Origin of the sequence: Variovorax soli NBRC 106424 (assembly GCF_001591385.1) — a bacterium.
Taxonomy (GTDB): Bacteria; Pseudomonadota; Gammaproteobacteria; order Burkholderiales; family Burkholderiaceae_C; genus Variovorax; species Variovorax soli.
On record NZ_BCUU01000089.1, the window covers coordinates 1 to 22,035 of the forward strand.

The following is a 22,035-nucleotide window of genomic DNA, read 5'->3' on the forward strand; positions in this document are numbered from 1 at the left end:
CCGGCCCCGCCGACGGCGCGCCGCTGATGCGCGCCCCGCTGCAGGTGGTGGCGCCGGTGGACCTGCGGCGCTATGCCGGCCTGTGGCACGAGCAGGCACGCCTGCCCAACCGCTTCGAGAAATCCTGCGGCGGGCCCGTGACCGCGCACTACACCCTGCTGCCCACGGGCGAGGTCCAGGTGCGCAACCGCTGCGTGCGCGAGGACGGCCGCATCGCCGAAGCCACCGGCATCGCGCAGCCGGTGCGCGTGCCCGGCATGCCAGGCGCGGGCCGGCTGAAGGTTCGCTTCCTGCCTTCCTGGCTGAGCTGGCTGCCCAACGCCTGGGGCGACTACTGGATCCTGAAGCTGGATCGCGACTACCAGGTGGCCCTGGTGGGCACGCCGGACCGGCAGTACCTGTGGCTTCTCTCGCGCACGCCGCAGTTGGACGAGGCGACCATCAGCACGGAACTCGAGTACGCCCGCACCCTCGGCTTCGACGTCGACCGGATGGTGCGCAGCGGGCACTGAGCGGTTGCCTCGGACTACCCGTCCTGCGCCACCACCGACACGCCGTGCTCGCCCAGGCCGAGCGTGGTCTGCGCGCCGGCGGCCAGCGGGCGGGCGAGGTCGCCCGAGACCACGAAGACCGGCCCGAGCGCCGTCTCGAAGCTGTATTCGTAGAAGCTGCCCAGGTAGGCTGCCTTGCGCAAGGTGGCCGCCACGCCCACGGCGGCGCCGATTCGCCAGGCTTCGGGCCGCACCGCCACCTTGACCATGCCGGTGGGCACCGCATGGCGCGGCGTGAGCGTGAGCGGGCCGAGCGACACCTGCCCGTCGGGCAGGGCCACGGCCGGAAAGACCATCGCCTCGCCCATGAAGCCGGCGACGAATTCGCTCTGCGGGCGGCCGTACAGCTCGTGCGGCGCGCCGCGCTGGGCGATCACGCCGTGGTCCATCACGATGATCTGGTCGCTCACCGCGAGCGCCTCGCTCTGGTCGTGGGTGACGTAGGCCACCGTGAGCTTCAGGCGCTGCTGGATGGCACGGATTTCCTCGCGCATCTCGCGGCGCAGGCGGGCATCGAGGTTGGACAGGGGCTCGTCGAACAGCAGCACCCCCGGCTCCAGCACCAGCGCGCGCGCCAGCGCCACGCGCTGCTGCTGGCCGCCGGACAGTTCGCTGGGCAGGCGCTCGTCGAAGCCGACCAGGCCAACGCCCTTGAGCGCACCGCGGGCGCGCGACTGCGCCTCGGCCTTCTTCACGCCGCTCATGCGCAGGCCGTAGGCCACGTTCTCGATGACGTTCATGTGCGGGAAGAGCGCGTAGCTCTGGAACATCATCGACACGTTGCGCTCGGCCGGCCCGAGCGTGGTGACGTCGCGCCCGCCCATGAAGATGGCGCCGGAGGTGGGCGACTCCAGCCCCGCGATCATGCGCAGGGTGGTGGTCTTGCCGCAGCCCGAGGGGCCGAGGATGGTGGTCAGCGTGCCTTCGGGCACTTCGAAGCTGATGCCCTTGACCGCCAGCGGCGCCTTGGTGTCGGTGCCGTAGCGCTTGGTGACATTGCGAAATTCGATGCCGTTCATGCCAGCTGCTCCATCTTGTGATGCCCCTGGTGGGCAGGCGCCCTGCGCCGGCCCAGCTTGCGCTCGCCCACCAGCAGCTGGATGAGCGCGATGGCCGCCGACATGAGCACGATCAGCACCGTGCAGTAGGCCAGGGCCACGCCGTAGTCGCCGTTGCCCACGCGGCCGATGATGTAGGTGGTGGCCAGTTCGTTCTCGGCCGTCACCAGGAAGATCACCGCGCTCACCGTGGTCATCGCGCGCACGAAGCTGTAGACAAGCGCCGCCACCAGCGCCGGCTTGAGCAGCGGCAGCACCACCTTGAACAGCGTCTGCGCGGTGGAGGCGCGCAGCATCAGCGAGGCTTCATCCAGCGAACGGTCCAACTGCTTGAACGCGGCCGTGCCCGCCCGCACCCCCACCGGCAGGTTGCGGAACATGAAGCACAGCACGATGATCAGCCCGGTGCCCGTGAGCTCCAGCGGCGGCACGTTGAAGGCCAGGATGTAGCTCACGCCCAGCACCGTGCCGGGAATGGCAAAGGCCAGCAGCGCTGCGAACTCGAAGGCACCCTGCCCCTTGAATTCGTTGCGCGCCAGCAGCCAGGCGATGAGCAGCCCGACGGCCGCCGTGATGGGCGCGGAGATGCCGGCCAGCTTGAGCGTGGTCCACAGCGAGTTCCACGCGGTGCCGGCCCACACCAGGCCGAACTGCCCCCATTCCAGCGAGAAGGCCGTCCTGAAGTGGTTCAGCGTGAGGCTGTAGTCGCGGCCCCAGGTCTGCACGAAGCCGCCGGCAAAGGCGAACAGGTAGACCACCACCGTGAACAGGATCCAGGGCAGCGCAATGGCGTAGGTCGTGCGCCGCACGCCATCGGGCAGTGGCATGGGAATGCCCGCGTCGCCCTTGCCGCTCACGGTGGTGAAGCTGCGCTTGCCCAGCACCCGGCGCTGCAGCGCGAACACCGCCAGGGCGAACAGCGTGAGCACCCAGGCCAGCGAGGCGGCCCGCCCCTGGTCGTACTGAGCGCCGACGATGGCGAAGAAGATGTCGGTGGACAGCACCGAGTACTGGCCGCCCACCACCACCGGGTTGCCGAAGTCGGCAATGCTCTCGATGAAGCCCACCAGGAAGGCATTGGCCAGGCCCGGCTTGAGCAGTGGCAGGGTAACGGTGAAGAAGGTGCGGCGCCGGTCGGCGCGCAGCATCTGCGCGGCCTCCTCCAGGCTGGGCGCGATGCCCTGCACCACGCCGCGCATGATCATGAAGGCGATGGGCGTGAAGGCGAAGAGCTGCGCCGTGAGGATGCCCGGCAGCCCGTAGAACCAGCGCGTGGCCGGCACGCCGAACCAGGCCTCGAGTGCCTGGTTGACCACGCCGGCGCGGCCGAAAAGCAGGATCAGGCCCAGGCCCACGACGAAGGGCGGCGTGATGATGGGCAGCAATGCGATCACGCGCAGCGGCCCCTGCCAGCGCTTGCTGCCGCGCTCGGCCATCAGCGCCATGAGCGTGCCCAGGAAGGTGGTGCCCGCGGCCGTGAACAGGGCCAGCAGCAGGGTGTTCCAGGCCACGCCGCAGGCGGCGCCGCCGCGCAGGCAGCCCAGCCCCCAGATGCGCGCGGTGAAGATGCGATCGGCAAAGGCCTGCACCGACCACTGGCCGTCTTCATTGAAGAAGGCACCCGCCAGCGCCTTGCCGACCGGATAGGCGATGAACAGCAGCATGAGCACCGCACAGCCCACCACGGCGCCGGACACGAACAGGTCGCCACGGAAGAAGCCCAGGCGCGCCAACCCGAAGGCGGCCAGCAGGATGAGTGCAGCGACCGCGACAAAGCCGCCCGCACCGATGCCGAACTGGTTGACCGCCAGCTCGCCGAATGCGTTGTTGAAGGCAGCGATGCTCCAGCCGCGCGCGCCGATGCTGAAGCCGGCAAGTGCCAGCACCAGTGCGCCGACCAGCCCGCCGGCGAGCAGCCAGCGGCCCTGCGCCCGCCCCGGCCGCAGGCAGGCGCCGATGGCGCACAGCCCCAGGCCCGCGAGACCCAGGAGCAGCCAGGGGCGCCCTTGCCGAAGCGCCTGCAGCACGCCGTTGGCCGCATCGCCGGCACTGAAGACCTGGGGCAGCGCCTCGTACCAGCTCGTGTCCTGGATGGCGTACCAGGGCAGCACCAGGTAGGCGAGCAGGCCGGCCGCGGTGCACAGCCAGACGGCTGCGTTGGGTCGCCGTGTCATCAGCGCGGAATGGAGTTGACCTCTTTCTCCCACCGGGCAATGAGGCGACGGCGCTCGGCGCTGGCACCGTACTTCTTGTAGTCGTAGTTGATCATCTTGATCTTCTTGAAGTCGGGCACGTTGGGATCGACCACCGTGGCCTTGTTGGACGGCAGCTGGTACTGCTTGGCCGCGGCGCCGAAGGCCTGGGCGCCCGGCGTCAGCGCCCATTCGTAGAACTTCTTGGCCTGCTCCAGGTTGCGCGCGCCCTTGACGATGCTCATGGAACCGATCTCGGCGCCGGTGCCCTCGGCGGGCGTGACGGTCTCGACCGGGAAGCCCTGCATCTTTTCCTGCGGCGCATCGTGGACGAAGCTGATGGACACCGCCGTCTCGCCGCGCGCCACCGCCTTGATCGGGCCCGTGCCCGAGCGCGTGTACTGGCTCACGTTCTGGTGCAGGCCCTTGAGGTAGTCGAAGGCCTTGTCTTCGCCCATGAGCTGCACCAGCGTGGCGATCATGGTGTAGGCCGTGCCGCTGGACGCGGGGTTGGCCACCTGGATGTCGCCCTTGTACTCGGGCTTGAGCAGGTCGGCCCAGCTTCGGGGCACGGGCAGCTTCTTCTTGGCGATGAGTTCGGTGTTGTAGGCGAAGCCCAGCGGGCCGGAATAGATGCCCACCGTCCGGTAGCCCGACTGCTCGGCCTGCTGCTGGGCCCAGGGATAGAGCTGCGCCAGCGTTGGCGACTTGTACTCGAGCGTCAGGCCCTGCTCGGCCGCCTGCAGGTGCGGGTCGCCGGTGCCGCCGAACCACACGTCGGTCTTGGGGTTCTCTTTTTCGGCGATGAGCTGGGCCAGGGCCTCGCCGGAGCCCTTGAGCGCCAGGTTGATCTTCACGCCGGTGGTGCGCGCGTAGGTGGTGGCGATCAGGTTGCACCAGTCGGCCTGGACCGAGCAGATCACATTGACCTGCTGGGCCGAGGCTGTTGCAGAAAAGAAGCTGGCAGCCAACACCACCGGCAGGAAGTTCTTGCGCATATCTGTCTTCTCCGTTTGTAATTTGGTTACGCGCCAGAGACTACCCCGCAATGCCCACCCTCATAGTGAGGAAAAGCCCGTAGGCCAGTCGCATTGGCCAGATTCGGATTTCGTGTTGGCCGCGAGTTGAAACATAATTACATCCGTTCCACTGCCGGACCTTCATGCTCGATCGCATTCAAGCCGCTTTGCCAGGACTGCCCCCCGCCGAACGGCGCGTGGCCAAGCTGGCGCTGGCCGATGCGCATGCCTTTGCACTGCTGCCGGTGCGCGAGCTGGCCTTGCGCGCCCGGGTCAGCACCCCCACCGTGGTGCGCTTTTGCCGCAGCATGGGCTACGACGGCCTCGCCGACTTCAAGCGCAAGCTCACCGGCAGCGTGGGCAGCGGCGTGCCGCACGTGCACCGCGCCGTGCAGCCCGGCGACGACACGGCCAAGGTGTTCGGCAAGGTGGTCGACAACGCGGTGGCCGCCTTCCTGCGCTATCGCAACGACGCCAGCACCACGGCCATCGACAAGGCCGCGGTGGCGCTGGCGGCAGCCCAGCGTGCCGGCCGGCGGGTGGAATTCTTCGGCGCCGGCAACTCGGGCATCGTGGCGCAGGACGCGCAGCACAAGTTCTTTCGCCTTGGCATCACGGCCATCGCCCACAGCGACGGGCACATGCAGGTCATGAGCGCCTCGATGCTGCGAAAGGGCGATTGCGCCGTGCTCATCTCCAACTCCGGCCGCACGCGCGACCTGATGAACGCCTGCGAAATCGCCCGCAAGGCCGGCGCAACCACCATCACCATCACCGCCAGCGGCTCGCCGCTGGCCGCGGCCGGCCACATCCACCTGGCGGCCGACCACCCCGAGGGCTACGACCAGTACAGCCCCATGGTCTCGCGATTGCTTCACCTGATGGTGATCGACGTGCTGTGCACCTGCGTGGCGCTGCGCATCGGCAACGAAGTCCTGCAGCCCATGCTGGACGAAATGAAGAAGAACCTGCAGGCCAAGCGCTATGCCTGAGTCCTGCTCCCCTCACACATTGACCACCACGAACCAGAGCAACCCATGAGCTTCGACCTTGTTCTCTTCGGCGGCACCGGCGACCTCGCATGGCGCAAGCTGATGCCCGCACTGTTCCAGGCCTTTCGCCATGGCAGCCTGCCCGAGGGCGGGCGCATCATCGGCGTGGCGCGCGACGACCTGTCCGACGATGCCTACCGCGAGCTGATCCAGTCGCGCTTCAAGGCGGTGGAAGGTGGCAAGCGCCCGAGCGAGGAGGAGTTCAAGGCATTCGCCTCGATCCTGCACTACCTGCGCATGGACCTTTCCAAGCCGGCAGACTACGCGCGCCTGGGCAAGCTGCTCAAGGGCCGCAATGCCGACACGGTGGTGATGTACCTGGCGACGGCCCCTGCGCTGTTCACCTCCGTGGTCGAACAGATCGCCGCCGCGGGGCTGAACACGCCTGCGACGCGGATGGTGCTGGAAAAGCCGCTGGGCCACGACCTGAAATCCAACCGCGCCATCAACGACGCGGTCCAGAAGGTGCTCAGCGAGAACCAGATCTTCCGCATCGACCACTACCTGGGCAAGCCCTCGGTGCAGAACCTGTTTGCCATGCGCTTCGGCAATGCGCTGTTCGAGCCCATCTGGCGGCGCGAGCATGTGGCCAACATCCAGATCACCATTGCCGAAGACCTGGGCGTGGAAAAGCGCGGCAGCTTCTACGACCAGACCGGTGCCTTGCGCGACATGGTGCAGAACCACGCGCTGCAGCTGGTGTGCGCCATCGGCATGGAGCCGCCCATCAACTCGCATGCCGATGCGATCCGCGACGAGAAGCTCAAGGTGCTGCGCTCGCTCAAGCCCTGGACGGCCGAGGAGATCGGCCTGCACGCGATTCGCGGCCAGTACGGCGCCGGCACGGCCTATGGCGAGCGCGTGCCCGGCTACCGGAACGAGCCGGGCGTGGATCCGGACAGCAAGACCGAGACCTTCGTCGCCCTGCGCACCGAAATCGCCAACTGGCGCTGGGCAGGCGTGCCCATCTACATCCGCACCGGCAAGCGGCTGGCCTCGCGCGACGCGCGCATCGAAGTGAACTTCCGGCCGGCGCCGCACGCCATCTTCCGCGTGCCCACGGGCAACGCCAACAAGCTCGTGATCAACCTGCAGCCCAAAGACGGGCTGGAGTTGCACCTGCTGGCGCAGGCGCAGGACAAGCGCCAGAAGAGCGGCACGCGGTCGGAGTCGCAGCTCACGCCGGTGCAGCTGGACCTGGACTTCGACAAGCGCTTCGGCGGCGAGCGCGTGGGCGCCTACGAGCGGCTGCTGCTGGACGTGATCGACGGCCGCCTGAATCTTTTCGTGCGGCGCGACGAGCAGGAAGAAGCCTGGCGCTGGGTCGAGCCGCTGCTGGACAGCTGGGCGTCGGACGGCAGCCCGCGCTCGTACGCGGCGGGCACCTGGGGCCCCAGTGCCTCAAGCGCCATGATCGCCCGCGACGGCTTCGCCTGGAGTGAAGAACAATAGCCCCCCCGGCTTTTCACTCCGCTTCGCTACGTGTAACTCCACCCCCCAAGGGGGCGACCCCACCTGAGGCCCGGCAAAGCCGGTTCCTCGGTGCGGGACTGGTGAAGACCGTGCCGCTGCGCTTGCGGCGTGCGCTCAAATCCTGGCCTCTTGCACCGCGTGGCAGGCCACCTGGATGCCCGCGATGGACAGCAGCGCGGGGCGCTCGGCCTTGCAGCGCGCATTGGCATGCGGGCAGCGCGGATGAAAGCTGCAGCCGCTGGGCGGATTGAGCGGGTTGGGCACTTCGCCCTGCACCGGTGTGCGGGCATGGCCGGTGGCATGCATCTGCGGGATCGCATCCAGCAGCATCCGCGTGTAGGGATGGCGCGGACGCTCGAACAGGCTGGCCTTGTCGGCGATCTCGACCAGGCGGCCCAGGTACATCACGCCCACGCTGTCGCTCACATGGCGTACCACGGCGAGGTTGTGCGAAATGAAGAGATAGGTCAGGCCCCGCTCGCGCTGCAGGTCCTTCATGATGTTGAGCACCTGCGCCTGCACGCTCACGTCGAGCGCGGAGGTCGGCTCGTCGCACACCAGGAATTCGGGGGCCGTGGCCAGGGCGCGCGCAATGGAAATGCGCTGGCGCTGGCCGCCGGAGAACTGGTGCGGGTACTTCACCATGTCCAGCGGGCTCAGGCCGACCGACTTGAGCAGCTCGCCCACGCGCTCGCGGCGCGCGGCGCGCTCGTTGACCAGGCCATGCTCCTGCAGCGGCTCGCCGATGATGGCCTCCACCGTCCAGCGCGGGTTGAGGCTGGCGTACGGGTCCTGGAAGATCATCTGCACGCGCTTGCGAAGCGCCCGGCCGCGGCTCGAGGCAAAGGCGGCATGCGCATCCTGCCCGTCGAACTCGACCCGGCCCCGCGTGGGGTGGTACAGGCCCGTGAGCAGGCGCGCGACCGTGCTCTTGCCGCAGCCGGATTCCCCCACCAGCGCCAGCGTCTTGCCGCGCTCGATCGAAAAGCTCACGCCGTCGACCGCATGCAGCAGGGTGCGGGGCTGGCGCTCGATCACGCGGTTGAGCCAGGGAAGGGAAACGTCGAAGGTCTTGGCCAGATCCTCGACCTGGACCAGCGCCTGGGTGTGGACTTCAGCCGTGGCGGTCATGCTTCCACCCCTTTTGCCGCATGGTCGTGCAGCCAGCAGGCGGCACGTGTGGCACCCGCAGCCATCAGTTCGGGCCGCTCGTGCGAGCAGCGGTCGAAGGCCCGCGGGCAGCGCGGGTGGTAGGCGCAGCCGCTGGGGATGGCGTTCAGGCGCGGCATGGCGCCGTCGATCTGGTTCAGGCGCTCGCGGTCTTCGCTCATGTCCGGAATCGCCGCCATCAGGCCGGCGGTGTAGGGATGCGCAGCGGCATGGATCACGTTGTGCACGGGGCCGATCTCCGCCACGCGGCCGGCGTACATCACGGCCACGCGGTCGCAGGTTTCGGCAATGACGCCCATGTCGTGCGTGATCAGCATCACCGCCGCGCCGCGCTCGCGGCACAGGCGCTTGAGCAGGCTGATGATCTGCGCCTGGATCGACACGTCGAGCGCCGTGGTGGGCTCGTCGGCCACGATCAGGGTGGGCTCCGCCGCCAGGGCCAGCGCGATCACCACGCGCTGGCGCATGCCGCCGGAGAACTGGTGCGGGTAGTGGTCGATGCGCTGGGCCGCGGCCGGAATGCCGGTGTCTTCCAGCAGGCCGATGGCACGCCGCCGCGCCTCCGCCTGCGTGACCGGCAGGTGCGCGCGGATGGTTTCTTCCAACTGCCGGCCGACCGTGTAGAGCGGATTGAGCGAGGTGAGCGGGTCCTGGAAGATGGCACCGATGCGCTTGCCGCGGATGTGCCGCATCTGCTCGTGCGAGAGATGGTCGATGCGCGTGCCCTCGAGCAGGATCTGCCCGCCCGCCACATGGGCCGGCGGCTCGAGCAGCCCGATGATGGCCGCGCCGGTGAGCGACTTGCCGGCACCCGACTCGCCCACCACGCCCAGCACTTCGCCGGGCTCGATGGAAAAGGAGATGTCGTCGAGCGCGCGCAGCGTGCCGCGTCGGCTGGGAATTTCAACGATGAGGTTGCGGACGTCGAGCAGGGGCATGCAGGCAGGCTTGTTCAGCGCAGGCGGGGGTTGAGCGCATCGCGCAGCCAGTCGCCCAGCAGGTTGACGCTCAGGGCGATGAGCACCAGCGTGATGCCCGGGAACAGCGTCATCCACCACTCCCCCGAGAAGAGAAACTGGTTGCCGTTGCTGATGAGCGTGCCCAGCGATGGCGAGGTAGGCGGCACGCCCACGCCCAGGAAGGACAGCGTGGCTTCGGTGATGATGGCCGTGGCCACCTGGATGGTGGAGATGACGAACACCGGGCCCAGCACATTGGGCAGCACATGCTTGACCATGATGCGCATGGGCGACACGCCGGTCACCCGCGCGGCCTGCACGTACTCCTTGTTGCGCTCGACCAGGGTGGAGCCGCGCACGGTGCGCGCGTAATCCACCCACTTGGTCAGCGAGATGGCCAGGATCAGCACGCCGAAGGCCACCGTGGTGTGCGCGTCGGGAAACAGCGCGCGTCCCACGCCGGCGATGAGCAGCGCCACCAGGATGGCCGGAAAGGACAGCATCACGTCGCACAGCCGCATGAGGAAGGCGTCGACCCAGCCACCGCGAAAGCCCGCGATCAGGCCGAGCGTGACGCCCATCAGCATCGACAGCAGCACCGAGGCCACGCCGACCACCAGCGAGATGCGCGAGCCGTACATCAGCGTAGAGACGATGTCGCGGCCCTGCTCGTCGGTGCCCAGGAGGTACTTGCTGCTTCCCTCCGGGTACCAGGCGGGTGGCAGGCGCGCGTCCGACAGCTCCAACGTCGACAGGTCGTACGGATTGTGCGGCGCGATCCAGGGCGCGAACACCGCACAGACGAGGCAGATGGCGCCGATGATGGCGGCGCCAATGGCCACGGGCGAGGTACGGAAGCTGTAGCCGATGTCGCTATCGAACCAGCGCGCGATTTGCTTGAAGATCATCAAGTACCGGTCAGTCGCCCTTCACGCTCATCCATTTGAAGAACATGAAGTTGTCGGCCAGCTGCGTGAGCGCGACCTTCTTGCTCACGCCCCAGGCCAGCGACTGCTGGTGCAGCGGCAGGTGGCCGATGTCGTCGGCGTGGATGGCGAAGACTTCCTTGATCATCGCGTCGCGCTTGGCCTTGTCGGTCTCGCTCTGGATCTGCTTGGTCAGCGCATCCACCTTCGGGTTGCTGTAGGAACCCAGGTTGAACTGGCCGGTGCCCGACGGGTCGGGCGTGGCCATCAGCGCATTGAGGGCGTTGTGCGCGTCGTAGGTCGAGGGCGTCCAGCCCAGCATGTAGAAGCTGGTGTCGCGGCGCAGGATCTTCGGGAAGTAGGTGCCCTTGGTCTCGGCCACCAGGTTGATCTTGACGTTGATCTTGGCCAGGCCTGCGGCCACCGCCTGGCAGATCTGCGCATCGTTCACATAGCGGTCGTTCGGGCAGTTCATCGACACCTCGAAGCCCTGCGGGTAACCGGCGTCGGCCAGCAGCTTCTTGGCGGCTTCGGGGTCGTAGGGCAGGCGCTTGTCCTGCGCCTCGCTGAAGCCGGTGATGCCGGGGCCGACCATCAGGCCCGTGGGCCGCGAGGCGCCGCGCATCACCGTGCGCTTGATGCCTTCGATGTCGATCGACTGGTAGAAGGCCTGGCGCACGCGCTTGTCCTTGAAGGGGTTCTTGCCCTTCACGCTGGAGTACTGCAGCTCGTCGCGCTTCTGATCCATGCCCAGGAAGATGGTGCGCAGCTCGGGGCCGACGATGACCTTGGCGTTGGGGCTGGCGTTGACGCGTGCCACGTCCTGCACGGGCACCGGCTCCATCACGTCGACCTCGCCCGAGAGCAGTGCGGCCACCCGGGTGGAAGGGTTGCTGATCTTGGTGAAGATCACCTCCTGCACATTGCCTTCGATCTTGCCCCAGTAGGTGCCGTTGCGAACGAAAGTGGTGCGCACGTCGGGCTGGCGCTCGCGCACGCGGTAGGGGCCCGTGCCGTTGGCCTTGAACGAAGCCGTGTTCTCGATGCCCTTGCGGCGGTCCACCGGCTTGGTGGCGTTGTTCGCCTCGCACCACTTCTTGCTCATGATCGCCACCTGCGAGAGCACGTCGGGCAGGATGGGGAACGGCGCCTTGGTCTCGATGTCGATCGCGTGGTCGCTCACCTTGCGCACTTCCTTGATGTCGTTGGTGTAGCTGTTCATGTCCGAGCCTTCGCCGCCGGCGCGGGCCAGGCTGAACAGCACGTCGTCGGCAGTGAACGGGGTGCCGTCATGGAATTGGACGCCCTTGCGCAGCTCGAAACGCCACACGGTGGGGCTGGTCTGCTTCCAGGAGGTGGCCAGCAGCGGTGCCAGGCTCAGGTCCTTGTTGCGGCCGGTGAGCGTCTCGTAGACGTTCTGGGTCACGCTCAGCTGCAGGGATTCGTTGAGCGAGTGCGGGTCGAGCGAAAGCGCGTCGCCCTGGTTGGCGATGCGAATCGTCTGGGCGCCGGCCAGCGCCGACACCAGGGCCAGCGCGGACGCCGCGATGATCTGTCGCTTGAAACTCATGGAAAGCTCCTGGAAAACGAGATTGGTTAATGTGCGGCGGATGATGCGTGCAATCTTGGTGCCTGCGCCTTGGCGTTTTCCATTGGGCGCTCGCTTGCACGGTCGGCCAGCGGCATGCCCTGCTCGATCAGGCCCGCATGCAGCGCTGCGCCCAGCGGCAGGATGTCGTCGTTGAAGTCGTAACGGCTGTTGTGCAGGAAGGCGCCGTCCTTGCCGCCCTGGCCAAGGCGCAGGTAGGCGCCGGGCTTCTTCTGGAGCATGAAGGAGAAATCCTCAGCGCCCATGCTGGGCTCCATGTTGCGCTCGATGTTGCGGGCCCCCACCAGCGCCTGGGCGACGTCGCCGGCGAACAGGGCTTCGGCGGGGGTGTTGATGGTCGCGGGATAGATGCGCTCGAACCTGACGGTGGCCGTGGCACCGAAGCCCGACGCCACGGCGCTGCACAGTTCCACCAGGCGGCGTTCCACCTCGGCCTGCACCTTGGCGCTGAAGGTGCGCACCGTGCCCACCAGCGTCGCACGGCCGGGCACGACGGCCATCGCATTCAGGTCACCCGCCTGCATGGCGCACACGCTGATTACCGCGGCGTCGATGGGCCGCACATTGCGCGACACGATGGTCTGGATGGCGGTAATGAGGTGCGCCGAGACGACCACCGGATCCACCGTGAGGTAGGCATGGGCGCCGTGGCCGCCCTTGCCCGCCACCTCGATGGTGATCCGGTCGGCGGCAGCCATCATCGGCCCCGGGTTGAGGCCGACGGTGCCGGGCGCCATGGCCGGCCAGTTGTGGAAGGCGTAGACCGAGTCGACCGGAAAGCGCTCGAACAGACCATCCTCGATCATGACCCGGGCGCCGGCGAAGCCTTCCTCGCCAGGCTGGAAGATCAGCACGGCGGTGCCGTCGAAGTTGCGGGTCTCGGCCAGGTACCGGGCCGCGCCGACGAGCATGGCCGTGTGGCCGTCATGGCCGCAGCCGTGCATCAGGCCGCTCTTGGCCGAGCGCCAGGCGAAGTCGTTGTCCTCGTGCATGGGCAAGGCGTCCATGTCGGCACGCAGGCCGATCATGCGGCCGCTGGCCGTGGAGCGGCCGCGGATCACGGCGACGACGCCGGTCTTGCCGATGCCCGTGTGGATCTCGTCCACGCCGCAGGCCTTGAGCGACTCGTGGACGCGGGCGCTGGTGTAGACCTCTTCGAAACCCAGTTCCGGGTGGGCATGCAGATCGCGCCGGAGCGCGGAGATTTCGGGATGGAAGCGGACGATTTGCGCAAAGGCGCGGCCCGAGGCCTGGTAGCGGGGTGCACTCATTTGTTCAATGGCCTCCCCGCACGGAAATGCGCAGGCGAGGGTCGACAGCGAAATACAGCAGATCCACGATCAAATTGATGGTGACGAAAATCAGGGCGATCAGACATAAATAGGCCGCCATGACCGGAATGTCCGCATAAACCACGGCCTGAATGAACAAGAGGCCCATGCCCGGCCATTGGAAAACGGTCTCGGTAATGATGGCAAAGGCAATCAGCGAGCCCAATTGCAGGCCTGTGATGGTGATCACCGGCACCAGCGTATTGCGCAAGGCATGACCAAAATGGATGGTCCGATCCGACAGGCCCCGCGCCCGGGCAAACTTGATGTAGTCGGTACGCAGCACCTCCAGCATCTCGGAGCGCACCAGGCGCATGATCAGGGTCAGCTGGAAGACCGCCAGCGTGATGGCAGGAAGCACCATGTGCACCCAGCCGTCGCGCGTGAGAAGGCCGGTGCGCCAGCCCCAGAGGTCGACCGTGTCGCCGCGGCCGAAGCTCGGCAGCCAGCCCAGCCACACCGAAAACACGAGGATCAGCAGGATCCCAATGAGGAAGGTGGGCAAGGACACGCCGAGCAGCGACAGGGCCATCAGCGTCTGGGTCGCGAAGGTGCCCCGGCGCAGGGCTGCATAGACACCCATGGGCAGGCCGATCGCCAGCGCCAGGATGGCCGCCACGATGGACAGTTCCAGCGTGGCCGGAAGCCGCTCGAGGATGAGACGCGAGACCTTGGCACCCTGGCGCAGGCTCAGGCCGAATTCACCTTGCAGCGCATTCACCAGGAAATGCCAGAACTGCACGAAGAAGGGGCGGTCCAGACCCAGGTCCGCCCTCAACTGGCGAATCTGCTCGGGCTTCGCGTCCTGGCCCAGCAGGAAGACCACCGGGTCGCCGACGTACTGGAACAGAAGAAAGGCCACGAAGGCCACAACCACCATCACGATGACGGCTTGAACGAGGCGACGAAGGACGAAAGCAAGCATCGTTTCGGGTTGTATCTATCTTGTTCGAATAGAGCAAGGCATATGCCTGTCGCAGCGCTCGAATACGCAGCGAACAGGCAAAGAAAAAGCCACACGATTTGCATCGTGTGGCTTCGATCGCTTGATCCGAACTGGCACTAGGCCAGCATCAGATTAGAACGAGTGACGGATACCGAAGTCGTAGCCCATCGACTTCTCGATGGCGCCACCGGGGGTCGGGCCACCGGTGACCACGCTCAGGGCAGCACCAGCGGGGCTGTTGTTGTCCTTGTTCTTCACGTAAGCAGCGGTCGCGTACAGGGCAGTGCGCTTCGACAGGTTGTGCACGTAGCCGATAGCGAACTTCTGAGCGCTCGGATCATCAGCAGCGTTGTTGCCCAGGTCGTAATCGGTGTACGAGTACGAAGCGCGGATCAGGCCAGGGCCGACCGGCACGGTGGCGCCGATCAGGTAACCCTTGCTCGATGCGTCGATGCTGGGACGAGCGCCGGTGGGGAACAGAACGTCGGAGGTCACGTCGGTCTGGTTGTACTCACCCATCAGCTTCAGGAAACCGAAGTCCCACGAAGCGCCCAGGTTGCCGATCTTGCTTTCAGCACGGCCACCGCCTTGGAAGTTGCGGGTGATCACGTTTTCGCCGTAAGCGATCGCGACATCCAGCGGGCCGTTGGCGTAGCCGAAGCGGCCACCGACGTAGCGGCCGTCGAAGGTCAGAGTCGTCGTAGCGGGCGTGGCGGCAGCGGGATCGAACTCAACACGCTCCGGCAGGCCGTACATGAACTGACCGTAGAAGCCACCCAGGTTGGCGGGCAGGAAGTAGCCAACGGTGTTGTTGGCGCGAACGTAGTTGCTGTTGTTGGCCAGACCCAGGGCGTTGCCCAGGAGGGTGCCGCCGCCGGTCGAGGACACGGCATTGGTACCCACGCCGTTGGTGCCGAACGGATCGAACACGGTGTCGTTCCAGAAGGTCGGGACATAGTCGCGGCCCAGGCGGACTTCACCGAAGCGGCCCGACAGGCTCACCGTCGAACGACGGTTGAACAGCTGGCTGCTGGCGGTGGACAGGTTGCCAGCACCGGCGGTGCCGACGTCGTTGCCCAGAGCAGCTTCGAGCCAGAAGCTAGCTGCCAGACCGCCACCCAGGTCTTCCGTGCCACGGAAACCGATGCGGCTCGAGTTGTAGCCCGAGTTCGACAGGTCGGTACGCGAGGCCTTCGTGCCGGCGTAGTTTTCGTTTTCGTAGTAGCTGATGCCCGCGTCGACGATACCGAACAGCGTGACAGACGACTGTGCCGAGGCGGCACCGGCGGCAGCCAGAGCAGCCAGAGCAACTAGAGATTTTTTCATTGCAAGTTTCTCCAAGGTTAAACATAGGGCTCCGGTGCAGAGGGCTCACACTGTGACTGGCACTTTTGTGCTCCCACCGGACCCCGGGCCAACCTCCTTTTGGGAAGTTGACGCTATTGCACCAGACGCCATGCGCAAGGGCAAAGCAATTCAGCCGAAATATCTATGGGGCGGGCTCTTTCGTTGCAGAGGTGCAACAGAGAAGCGAACGTCACCCGAACACCACGATGTGAAAGACAAACCCTGGAATCCACATCGGCTTGCGCTTGGAGTCCAATCGGGGCCATGAACCGGTCGACTGATTCCCTTCTTGCATTGGCGGACGATGCCTTGCGCACCATGTTTTCCCATCCGCCGGCCACGCGCCAGCTCCCCAGGCCAGCCCTGCCCGACGGCCCCATGAGCGAAGCGCAGCGGCGCCAGGCGGGTGCGCTGATGCGGGTGAACCACGTTGGAGAGGTCTGCGCCCAGGCCCTCTATAGCGCTCAGGCTGCGGCGACGCGTGACCCCGGGCTTCGCGAGCACTTTCTCGAGGCCTCGCGCGAGGAAACCGACCATCTGGCCTGGACGCGGCACCGGCTCAAGGAACTCGGTGCCCGCCCCTCCCTGCTCAATCCGCTCTGGTTTGCAGGGGCCTTCGGCCTGGGGCTGGTCGCGGGTCGGCTGGGCGACAGGATCAGCCTGGGCTTCGTGGCCGAAACCGAACGCCAGGTCGAAGCGCACCTCGACAGCCACCTGGACCGGCTGCCCCCTCCCGACCAGTCGTCGCGCGCCATCGTGAACCAGATGAAGGCGGACGAGGCGCGGCACGCCGCCCATGCAATCGATGCAGGGGGGGTCGACCTTCCCGCGCCAGCCAAGGCGATGATGCGGCTGGCGGCACGTGTGATGACCACGGTCGCCCACCGCATCTAGGCGACAGAAACTGCGATCAGGTCTCGATCAAATCGAAACTGGTCGTGATCTCGGCCGTCTTGGCCAGCATGATGGTGGCCGAGCAGTAGGTGTCGTGGCTGAGCTGGATGGCCCGCTCGACGGCCGAAGCAGGAATGCCCTTGCCCGCCACCGTGAAATGGAGGTGGATCTTGGTGAACACTTTCGGATCCTTCTCGGCCCGCTCGCTGGTCACCTTGACGCTGCAGCGCTCCACCTGGTGCCTGCCACGCTTGAGAATCAGCACCACGTCGTAGGCGGTACACCCGCCGGCACCTGCAAGCACGGTCTCCATCGGACGCGGCGCCAGGTTGCGCCCGCCGTTCTCCGGCCGCGCTTCATCAGGCGCACCGTCCATCACCAGCACATGGCCGCTGCCCGTTTCCGCAACAAACCCCATGGGCGAATTGGTACCTGCTGCGCCGGTCCAGCTGACTGTGCATTCCATTTGAAAGCTTCCGTTTGATTGCCGAGGTGTCTGCAGGTGGCAGCCACTCGAAAATTGATCCTTGCGGCAAAAATACCCAAAGAAACTTGTTGCAACGCAACAAGCTATGGGTATACTTTATTTCATCGCACGTTCAGGCGTGCACAAGTTGTCTCCTCCACCCTCCCAATTGGTGGATTTAGCCCCGAGCCGCAAGGCTTGGGGCTTTTTTCTTGGGGCAATTGCGCCGCAGCGCGCCGGCGCACCCGCGCTCGTATCATGTCGGGCTGCCATGAATTCCTCTCCTGCCAATTCTCCGAAGGCTGGTTCGCCCGCACCGGCCAGCGCCGATCTCACGCCCGCCGACTACCTCAAGAAGATCCTCACCGCCCGCGTGTACGACGTCGCGGTCGAATCGCCGCTGGAGCCGGCCCGCGCCTTGAGTGCGCGGCTGGGCAACACGGTGCTGCTCAAGCGTGAAGACCAGCAGCCGGTGTTCAGCTTCAAGTTGCGCGGTGCATTCAACAAGATGTCGCACCTGTCGCCCGAGCAGCTGGCCCGCGGCGTCATCTGCGCATCGGCCGGCAATCATGCCCAGGGCGTGGCGCTGAGCGCGCACAAGCTGGGCGTGCGCGCCGTGGTGGTCATGCCGGTGACCACGCCGCAGCTCAAGGTCGACGCCGTGCGCGCCCTTGGCGGCGAGGTCCACCTGCATGGCGAAAGCTATTCAGACGCCTACGGCCACGCCGTCGATCTGGAAAAGCAGCAGGGCCTGACCTTCGTCCATCCGTTCGACGACCCGGACGTGATCGCCGGCCAGGGCACCATCGCCATGGAGATCCTGCGCCAGCACCAGGGCCAGCTGGACGCCGTGTTCGTGGCCATCGGCGGCGGCGGGCTGGTGTCGGGCGTGGCCAACTACATCAAGGCGCTGCGGCCCGAGATCCGCGTGATCGGCGTGCAGATGAACGATTCGGACGCCATGATGCAATCGGTGGCCGCCCACGAGCGCGTGGCGCTGCCGGATGTCGGCCTGTTCTCCGACGGCACCGCCGTGAAGCTGGTCGGCGAAGAGACCTTCCGCGTCGCGAGCCACCTGGTGGATGAATTCATCACGGTGGACACCGACGCCGTCTGCGCCGCCATCAAGGACATCTTCATCGACACGCGCAGCATCGTGGAGCCGGCCGGCGCGCTGGCGGTGGCCGCCATCAAGCAGTACGCGGAAGAGCGGGCAACGCGCGGCGAGACCTATGCCGCGATCCTGTGCGGCGCGAACATGAATTTCGACCGGCTGCGCTTCGTGGCCGAGCGCGCCGAGGTGGGCGAGGAACGCGAGGCCCTGTTCGCCGTCACCATTCCGGAGGAACGGGGCAGCTTCCGGCGCTTTTGCGAACTGGTCGGCAAGTTGCCGGGCGCCTCGCGCAGCGTCACCGAATTCAACTACCGCATCAGCGATGCGCAGCAGGCGCACGTCTTCGTCGGCCTGACGACCACCGCCCGCGGCGAATCGAAGACCATCGCCGACACCTTCGGCTCGCACGGCTTCGCGGCGCTCGACCTGACGCATGACGAACTGGCCAAGGAGCACCTGCGCCACCTGGTGGGCGGGCGCACCGGCCTGGCGCACGACGAGCGGCTGCTGCGCTTCGTGTTCCCGGAACGCCCGGGCGCGCTGCTGAAGTTCCTGAGCCTGCTCAAGCCCACCTGGAACATCAGCCTGTTCCACTACCGCAACCAGGGCGCGGACTATGGCCGCATTCTGGTGGGCCTGCAGGTGCCTGCCGCGGACGACCAGGCGTTCGGCACCTTCCTGGATGCGCTGGGCTATCCGTACGTGGAAGAAACCGCCAACCCGGCCTATCGCCTCTTCCTGCAGGCCTGAGCCCAGGGGGCGCGCTTCACTCTTTCTTTTCTTCGCGAGGCGCCTGCACCGGCGAAAAGCGCGGGCCCGCAGCGGCCCTTTGCGATGCCGTCATGACGCCGGTCGCGGCGGCGGGCTTGGGCATCTGCAGCGTGAGCAACGTGGGTGTGTCGGCGGCGGCACCGAGCTTGGCTGCACGCACATCCACCGCCTGCAACACATAGCCGTCACCCACCTGCTGGCCGACGCGATAGGGACGCGGCGGCTTGCCGTCCACGGCAATGAGCGCGGCACCGCGCTGGTCTTCGTCAGACACGACGCCGAGCAGGACGAAGCGATTGCCTGCATCCGGTGTCAGAGAAGCGCGCGTCGTGGTGGCGCCGAAGGTCTTGGCCACCTCCGCCGTGTCCACCGTGACGGGCGCACTGACCAATGCCGGCGGCGCCGCCGTCTCGGGCGGAGCCGCAATCCGCAGGCCCCAGAAAACGATGCTAGCGCTCGCCAACACCCACACGGCGGTGGTCCCCAGGGCCGCGTGCCAGCGCGGCGAATTGTCAAGAAGTGCTGACATGGTGGCGGATTATCATTCAGCGCAGCCGCCGGCGCCCTTGTGCGACGCGCACTTCATTCCTTGTTTCCCTCTACCGTATGAAGCGACTTGCCACACGTTCACGCCAGCACCTCCAGCGCGCCTTCACCCTGATCGAGCTCATGGTGGTGCTGGTCATCATCGGTGTGCTGGCCGCGCTGATCGTGCCCAACGTGATCGAGCGCGCAGACGATGCCCGCGTGACAGCCGCCCGCACCGACGTCAACAACATCATGCAGGCGCTCAAGCTCTACCGGCTGGACAACCAGCGCTACCCGACCTCCGAGCAGGGCCTGCAGGCGCTGCTCACCCGGCCCACCACGGGGCCGGCCGCACCCAACTGGAAGCCTTACGTCGAGAAGTTGCCGAAGGACCCTTGGGGCAACCCGTATCAATTCCTGAACCCAGGGGTCAAGGGCGAAATCGACGTGTTCTCGCTCGGCGCCGACGGCCAGCCGGGCGGCGAAGGCAAGAATGCCGACATCGGCAGCTGGCAATAGACGCCTGTTGCCTCCTTTCATTCGCACACGAGGCCGCGCCGCGCGCGCTGCCGGCTTCACGCTGGTCGAGTTGCTGGTGGTGATGGCCATCATCGGGCTGGCGATGGCCGGTGTGGCCTTTGCCATGCGCGATACGAGCCATGCCGTGCTCGACCGCGAAGCCGAGCGCCTCGCCGCATTGTTCGAGGCCGCGCGTGCCACCTCGCGCGCCAGCGGCGTGCCGGTGCGATGGCGCCTGACCGAACAGGGCTTCGTCTTCGATGGCACCGACGAGAACGCATTGCCCACGCAATGGATGTCGTCCGGCATCCGGGTGCAGACGATGACCGTCAACGGCCTGCGCGCCAATGCGATCCAGCTGGGCCCCGAGCCCATCATCGCGGCGCAGCAAGTCGTCCTGGCCTCCGACAACGTGCCCGGCAAGAGCCTGCTGGTGGCCACCGACGGCCTGCGCCCCTTCTCGATCAGCACGCCATGAGCATGGCCCGCACGATTTCCCGCTGCGCGCGCGGCTTCACGCTCATCGAAGTGCTGGTGGCGCTGGGCATCGTGGCGATCGCGCTGGCGGCCGGCACCCAGGCCACGACGGCGCTGGTGCGCAATTCGCAGCGCGAATCCGACTTGCTGCTGGCGCAGGTCTGCGCCGAGAACGAACTGATCAAGGCGCGCCTGGCGCGCCAGATGCCCGCCGTGGGCGATTCCGGCCTGGTCTGCACGCAAGCCAGTACGACCTACAACGTCACCGTCTCGACCACCGCCACGCTCAACCCCAACTTCCGGCGGGTGGACGTGCAGGTGCGCTCGCAGGACGAGGCGCCCGTGCTGCGCCTGTCGACCGTCGTGGGGCGCTACTGATGGCCAGCGCAGCGCCTCTTCGTCGCTCGCGCGTGCGCGGCTTCACGCTCATCGAGCTGCTGGTGGCCATCGCCATCCTGGCGGTGCTGGCGGTGGTGAGCTGGCGCGGCATCGACGGCATGGCGCGCGCCCAGGAGCAGCTGCGCGAGCGGGCCGACGCGGTGCTCGTGCTGCGAAGCGCGCTGGCCCAGTGGAACAGCGACCTTGATGCCGCCGCCGCCATCAACCCCACCCGCCCGATCGACTGGAACGGCCGTGCGCTGCGCATCACGCGCAGCAGCCCGGCCGGCGAGCCGTCCTCGCTCACGGTGGTCGCCTGGACGATGCGCACCGGCACCGACGGCTTCAGTCGCTGGACGCGCTGGCAGTCGCCGCCGCTCCTCACGCGTGGCGACTGGCAGCAGGCCTGGCAGCAGGCGGCCAGTTGGGCCGGCGACGGCAACAGCACATCGACGCAGTTCGGCAACGCCATGCAAGGCGGCAGCGAGGTGGCACTGATGCCGGCCACGGGCTGGCAGGTGCTCTACTTCCGCAACGACCTCTGGACCCCGGCGGTGCCGACCGAAGCGCTGAACGCCAACGAAACGGTACCCAACGGCATCCGTCTCCTGCTGGAACTGCCGCCGGGCCCGGCGCTGTCGGGCAGCGTGAGCCTGGACTGGGTCCGGCCCAACCTGACGCAGGCCAAATCATGAGCCGCCGTTCGTCGCCATCGGTACGAGGGGTTGGCGAGCGCGGCGCGGCGCTTCTGGCCGCCATGCTCACGGTGACGCTGGTGGCCACGCTGGCGGCGGCCGCCATGTGGCGCCAATGGCGCGCGGTCGAGATCGAGGCCGCCGAACGCAGCCGCCTGCAGTCGGCCTGGGTGCTGGTGGGTGCGCTCGACTGGGCACGCCTGATCCTGCGCGAAGACGCACGCGCCGGCGGTGCCGACCACCTGGCCGAACCCTGGGCGGTGCCGCTGGAAGAAGCGCGGCTGACGAGCTTCCTGGCCGCCGAGAAGAACATCGCGAGCGATGCCATCGAGGGCCTGCCCGATGCCTTCATGTCGGGCCGCATCATCGACGCCCAGTCCAAGCTGAACGTGAACAACCTCGTGGTGGGCGGCAAACCGGTGGAAACCGCGGTGGCTTCGTTCGTCAAGCTGTTCGAGCTGCTGGGCCTGCCGAGGCAGGAGGTTTCGCTGCTGACCGCCAACCTGCAGCGCGCCAGCGCGGGCCTGGCGCCGGCGCCGGCGGCGGCGGCCGGGGGTGCC

At 67.0% G+C, this 22,035-nt stretch carries 22 protein-coding genes; 10 read left to right on the top strand and 12 right to left on the bottom strand.

All coding sequences use genetic code 11. The features are described 5' to 3' along the window. Window positions 1-512 (top strand): lipocalin family protein (locus VSO01S_RS20765; protein WP_068644709.1); only part of this gene is annotated, 512 nt, incomplete at its 5' end. A gap of 14 nt (window positions 513-526) precedes the next feature. Here VSO01S_RS20765 and VSO01S_RS20770 read toward each other — a convergent pair. Genes VSO01S_RS20770 through VSO01S_RS20780 form a run of 3 tightly spaced genes read right to left on the bottom strand, consistent with a single transcriptional unit; the run spans window position 527 to window position 4,799 of the window. After that, the gene (locus VSO01S_RS20770; RefSeq protein ID WP_068644710.1) at window positions 527-1,570 is read right to left on the bottom strand and encodes an ABC transporter ATP-binding protein; all 1,044 of its coding nucleotides are present in this window, start codon (window positions 1,568-1,570) and stop codon (window positions 527-529) included. Beyond that, the gene (locus tag VSO01S_RS20775; protein ID WP_068644711.1) at window positions 1,567-3,783 is read right to left on the bottom strand and encodes an ABC transporter permease; all 2,217 of its coding nucleotides are present in this window, start codon (window positions 3,781-3,783) and stop codon (window positions 1,567-1,569) included. The genes VSO01S_RS20770 and VSO01S_RS20775 overlap by 4 nt, the downstream gene beginning before the upstream one ends. Further along, the gene (locus tag VSO01S_RS20780) at window positions 3,783-4,799 is read right to left on the bottom strand and encodes an ABC transporter substrate-binding protein (RefSeq protein ID WP_068644712.1); all 1,017 of its coding nucleotides are present in this window, start codon (window positions 4,797-4,799) and stop codon (window positions 3,783-3,785) included. Before VSO01S_RS20780 ends, VSO01S_RS20775 begins: the two co-directional genes overlap by 1 nt. Window positions 4,800-4,963: 164 nt before the next feature. Here VSO01S_RS20780 and VSO01S_RS20785 point away from each other — a divergent pair, with 164 nt between their 5' ends. Both VSO01S_RS20785 and zwf read left to right on the top strand, forming a co-directional pair. After that, window positions 4,964-5,812: a MurR/RpiR family transcriptional regulator gene (locus tag VSO01S_RS20785; RefSeq protein WP_068644713.1), complete on the top strand. Its 849-nt coding sequence runs from the start codon at window positions 4,964-4,966 to the stop codon at window positions 5,810-5,812. A gap of 45 nt (window positions 5,813-5,857) precedes the next feature. After that, window positions 5,858-7,324 (top strand): glucose-6-phosphate dehydrogenase, encoded by a 1,467-nt coding sequence (gene zwf, locus VSO01S_RS20790; protein WP_068644714.1) that lies wholly within the window; start codon window positions 5,858-5,860, stop codon window positions 7,322-7,324. Window positions 7,325-7,459: 135 nt separating this feature from the next. Here zwf and VSO01S_RS20795 read toward each other — a convergent pair whose 3' ends face one another. The 7 genes from VSO01S_RS20795 to VSO01S_RS20825 all read right to left on the bottom strand — a co-directional run bounded on the left by VSO01S_RS20795 (window position 7,460) and on the right by VSO01S_RS20825 (window position 15,612). Continuing rightward, window positions 7,460-8,476 carry an ABC transporter ATP-binding protein gene (locus VSO01S_RS20795; protein ID WP_068644715.1) on the bottom strand — a complete coding sequence of 339 codons (1,017 nt, stop codon included), beginning with the start codon at window positions 8,474-8,476 and terminating at the stop codon, window positions 7,460-7,462. Further along, on the bottom strand, window positions 8,473-9,453 hold the full coding sequence (locus tag VSO01S_RS20800; protein ID WP_068644716.1) for an ABC transporter ATP-binding protein: 981 nt from the start codon (window positions 9,451-9,453) through the stop codon (window positions 8,473-8,475). Before VSO01S_RS20800 ends, VSO01S_RS20795 begins: the two co-directional genes overlap by 4 nt. 14 nt (window positions 9,454-9,467) lie before the next feature. Then, the gene (locus tag VSO01S_RS20805; protein WP_373282917.1) at window positions 9,468-10,382 is read right to left on the bottom strand and encodes an ABC transporter permease; all 915 of its coding nucleotides are present in this window, start codon (window positions 10,380-10,382) and stop codon (window positions 9,468-9,470) included. Window positions 10,383-10,392: 10 nt separating this feature from the next. Then, the gene (locus tag VSO01S_RS20810; protein WP_068644717.1) at window positions 10,393-11,970 is read right to left on the bottom strand and encodes an ABC transporter substrate-binding protein; all 1,578 of its coding nucleotides are present in this window, start codon (window positions 11,968-11,970) and stop codon (window positions 10,393-10,395) included. Between the two features lie 26 nt (window positions 11,971-11,996). Next, the gene (locus VSO01S_RS20815; RefSeq protein ID WP_068644718.1) at window positions 11,997-13,280 is read right to left on the bottom strand and encodes a M20 aminoacylase family protein; all 1,284 of its coding nucleotides are present in this window, start codon (window positions 13,278-13,280) and stop codon (window positions 11,997-11,999) included. Window positions 13,281-13,284: 4 nt separating this feature from the next. Next, window positions 13,285-14,265, bottom strand: a complete 981-nt coding sequence (locus VSO01S_RS20820; RefSeq protein WP_068644719.1) for an ABC transporter permease — start codon at window positions 14,263-14,265, stop codon at window positions 13,285-13,287. A gap of 153 nt (window positions 14,266-14,418) precedes the next feature. Beyond that, entirely contained in the window at window positions 14,419-15,612 is a 1,194-nt protein-coding gene (locus VSO01S_RS20825) for a porin (RefSeq protein ID WP_068644720.1), read from the bottom strand. A gap of 285 nt (window positions 15,613-15,897) precedes the next feature. On the opposite strand from VSO01S_RS20825, the gene coq7 reads away from it, so the two are divergent. After that, on the top strand, window positions 15,898-16,527 hold the full coding sequence (coq7, locus tag VSO01S_RS20830; protein ID WP_068644721.1) for a 2-polyprenyl-3-methyl-6-methoxy-1,4-benzoquinone monooxygenase: 630 nt from the start codon (window positions 15,898-15,900) through the stop codon (window positions 16,525-16,527). A gap of 16 nt (window positions 16,528-16,543) precedes the next feature. Here coq7 and VSO01S_RS20835 read toward each other — a convergent pair whose 3' ends face one another. Then, window positions 16,544-16,993: an OsmC family protein gene (locus tag VSO01S_RS20835; protein ID WP_068644722.1), complete on the bottom strand. Its 450-nt coding sequence runs from the start codon at window positions 16,991-16,993 to the stop codon at window positions 16,544-16,546. Between the two features lie 271 nt (window positions 16,994-17,264). Here VSO01S_RS20835 and ilvA point away from each other — a divergent pair, with 271 nt between their 5' ends. Then, window positions 17,265-18,857, top strand: a complete 1,593-nt coding sequence (gene ilvA / locus VSO01S_RS20840; RefSeq protein ID WP_068644723.1) for a threonine ammonia-lyase, biosynthetic — start codon at window positions 17,265-17,267, stop codon at window positions 18,855-18,857. Window positions 18,858-18,873: 16 nt separating this feature from the next. Here the strand turns inward: ilvA and VSO01S_RS20845 are convergent, their stop codons facing one another. Continuing rightward, window positions 18,874-19,407 (bottom strand): type II secretion system protein N, encoded by a 534-nt coding sequence (locus tag VSO01S_RS20845; protein WP_153305346.1) that lies wholly within the window; start codon window positions 19,405-19,407, stop codon window positions 18,874-18,876. A gap of 77 nt (window positions 19,408-19,484) precedes the next feature. On the opposite strand from VSO01S_RS20845, the gene gspG reads away from it, so the two are divergent. The 5 genes from gspG to gspK form a co-directional block, all read left to right on the top strand. Beyond that, the gene (gene gspG / locus VSO01S_RS20850) at window positions 19,485-19,925 is read left to right on the top strand and encodes a type II secretion system major pseudopilin GspG (protein WP_068644725.1); all 441 of its coding nucleotides are present in this window, start codon (window positions 19,485-19,487) and stop codon (window positions 19,923-19,925) included. Then, on the top strand, window positions 19,900-20,403 hold the full coding sequence (locus tag VSO01S_RS20855; protein ID WP_068644726.1) for a prepilin-type N-terminal cleavage/methylation domain-containing protein: 504 nt from the start codon (window positions 19,900-19,902) through the stop codon (window positions 20,401-20,403). Before gspG ends, VSO01S_RS20855 begins: the two co-directional genes overlap by 26 nt. Beyond that, entirely contained in the window at window positions 20,400-20,780 is a 381-nt protein-coding gene (gspI, locus tag VSO01S_RS20860) for a type II secretion system minor pseudopilin GspI (protein WP_068644727.1), read from the top strand. The genes VSO01S_RS20855 and gspI overlap by 4 nt, the downstream gene beginning before the upstream one ends. Further along, a complete protein-coding gene (locus VSO01S_RS20865) occupies window positions 20,780-21,475 on the top strand; it encodes a PulJ/GspJ family protein (protein ID WP_068644728.1) in 696 nt (231 codons plus the stop codon). The genes gspI and VSO01S_RS20865 overlap by 1 nt, the downstream gene beginning before the upstream one ends. Further along, on the top strand, window positions 21,472-22,035 hold a 564-nt coding region (gene gspK, locus VSO01S_RS20870), incomplete at its 3' end, for a type II secretion system minor pseudopilin GspK (protein ID WP_161944461.1). The genes VSO01S_RS20865 and gspK, both read left to right, overlap by 4 nt.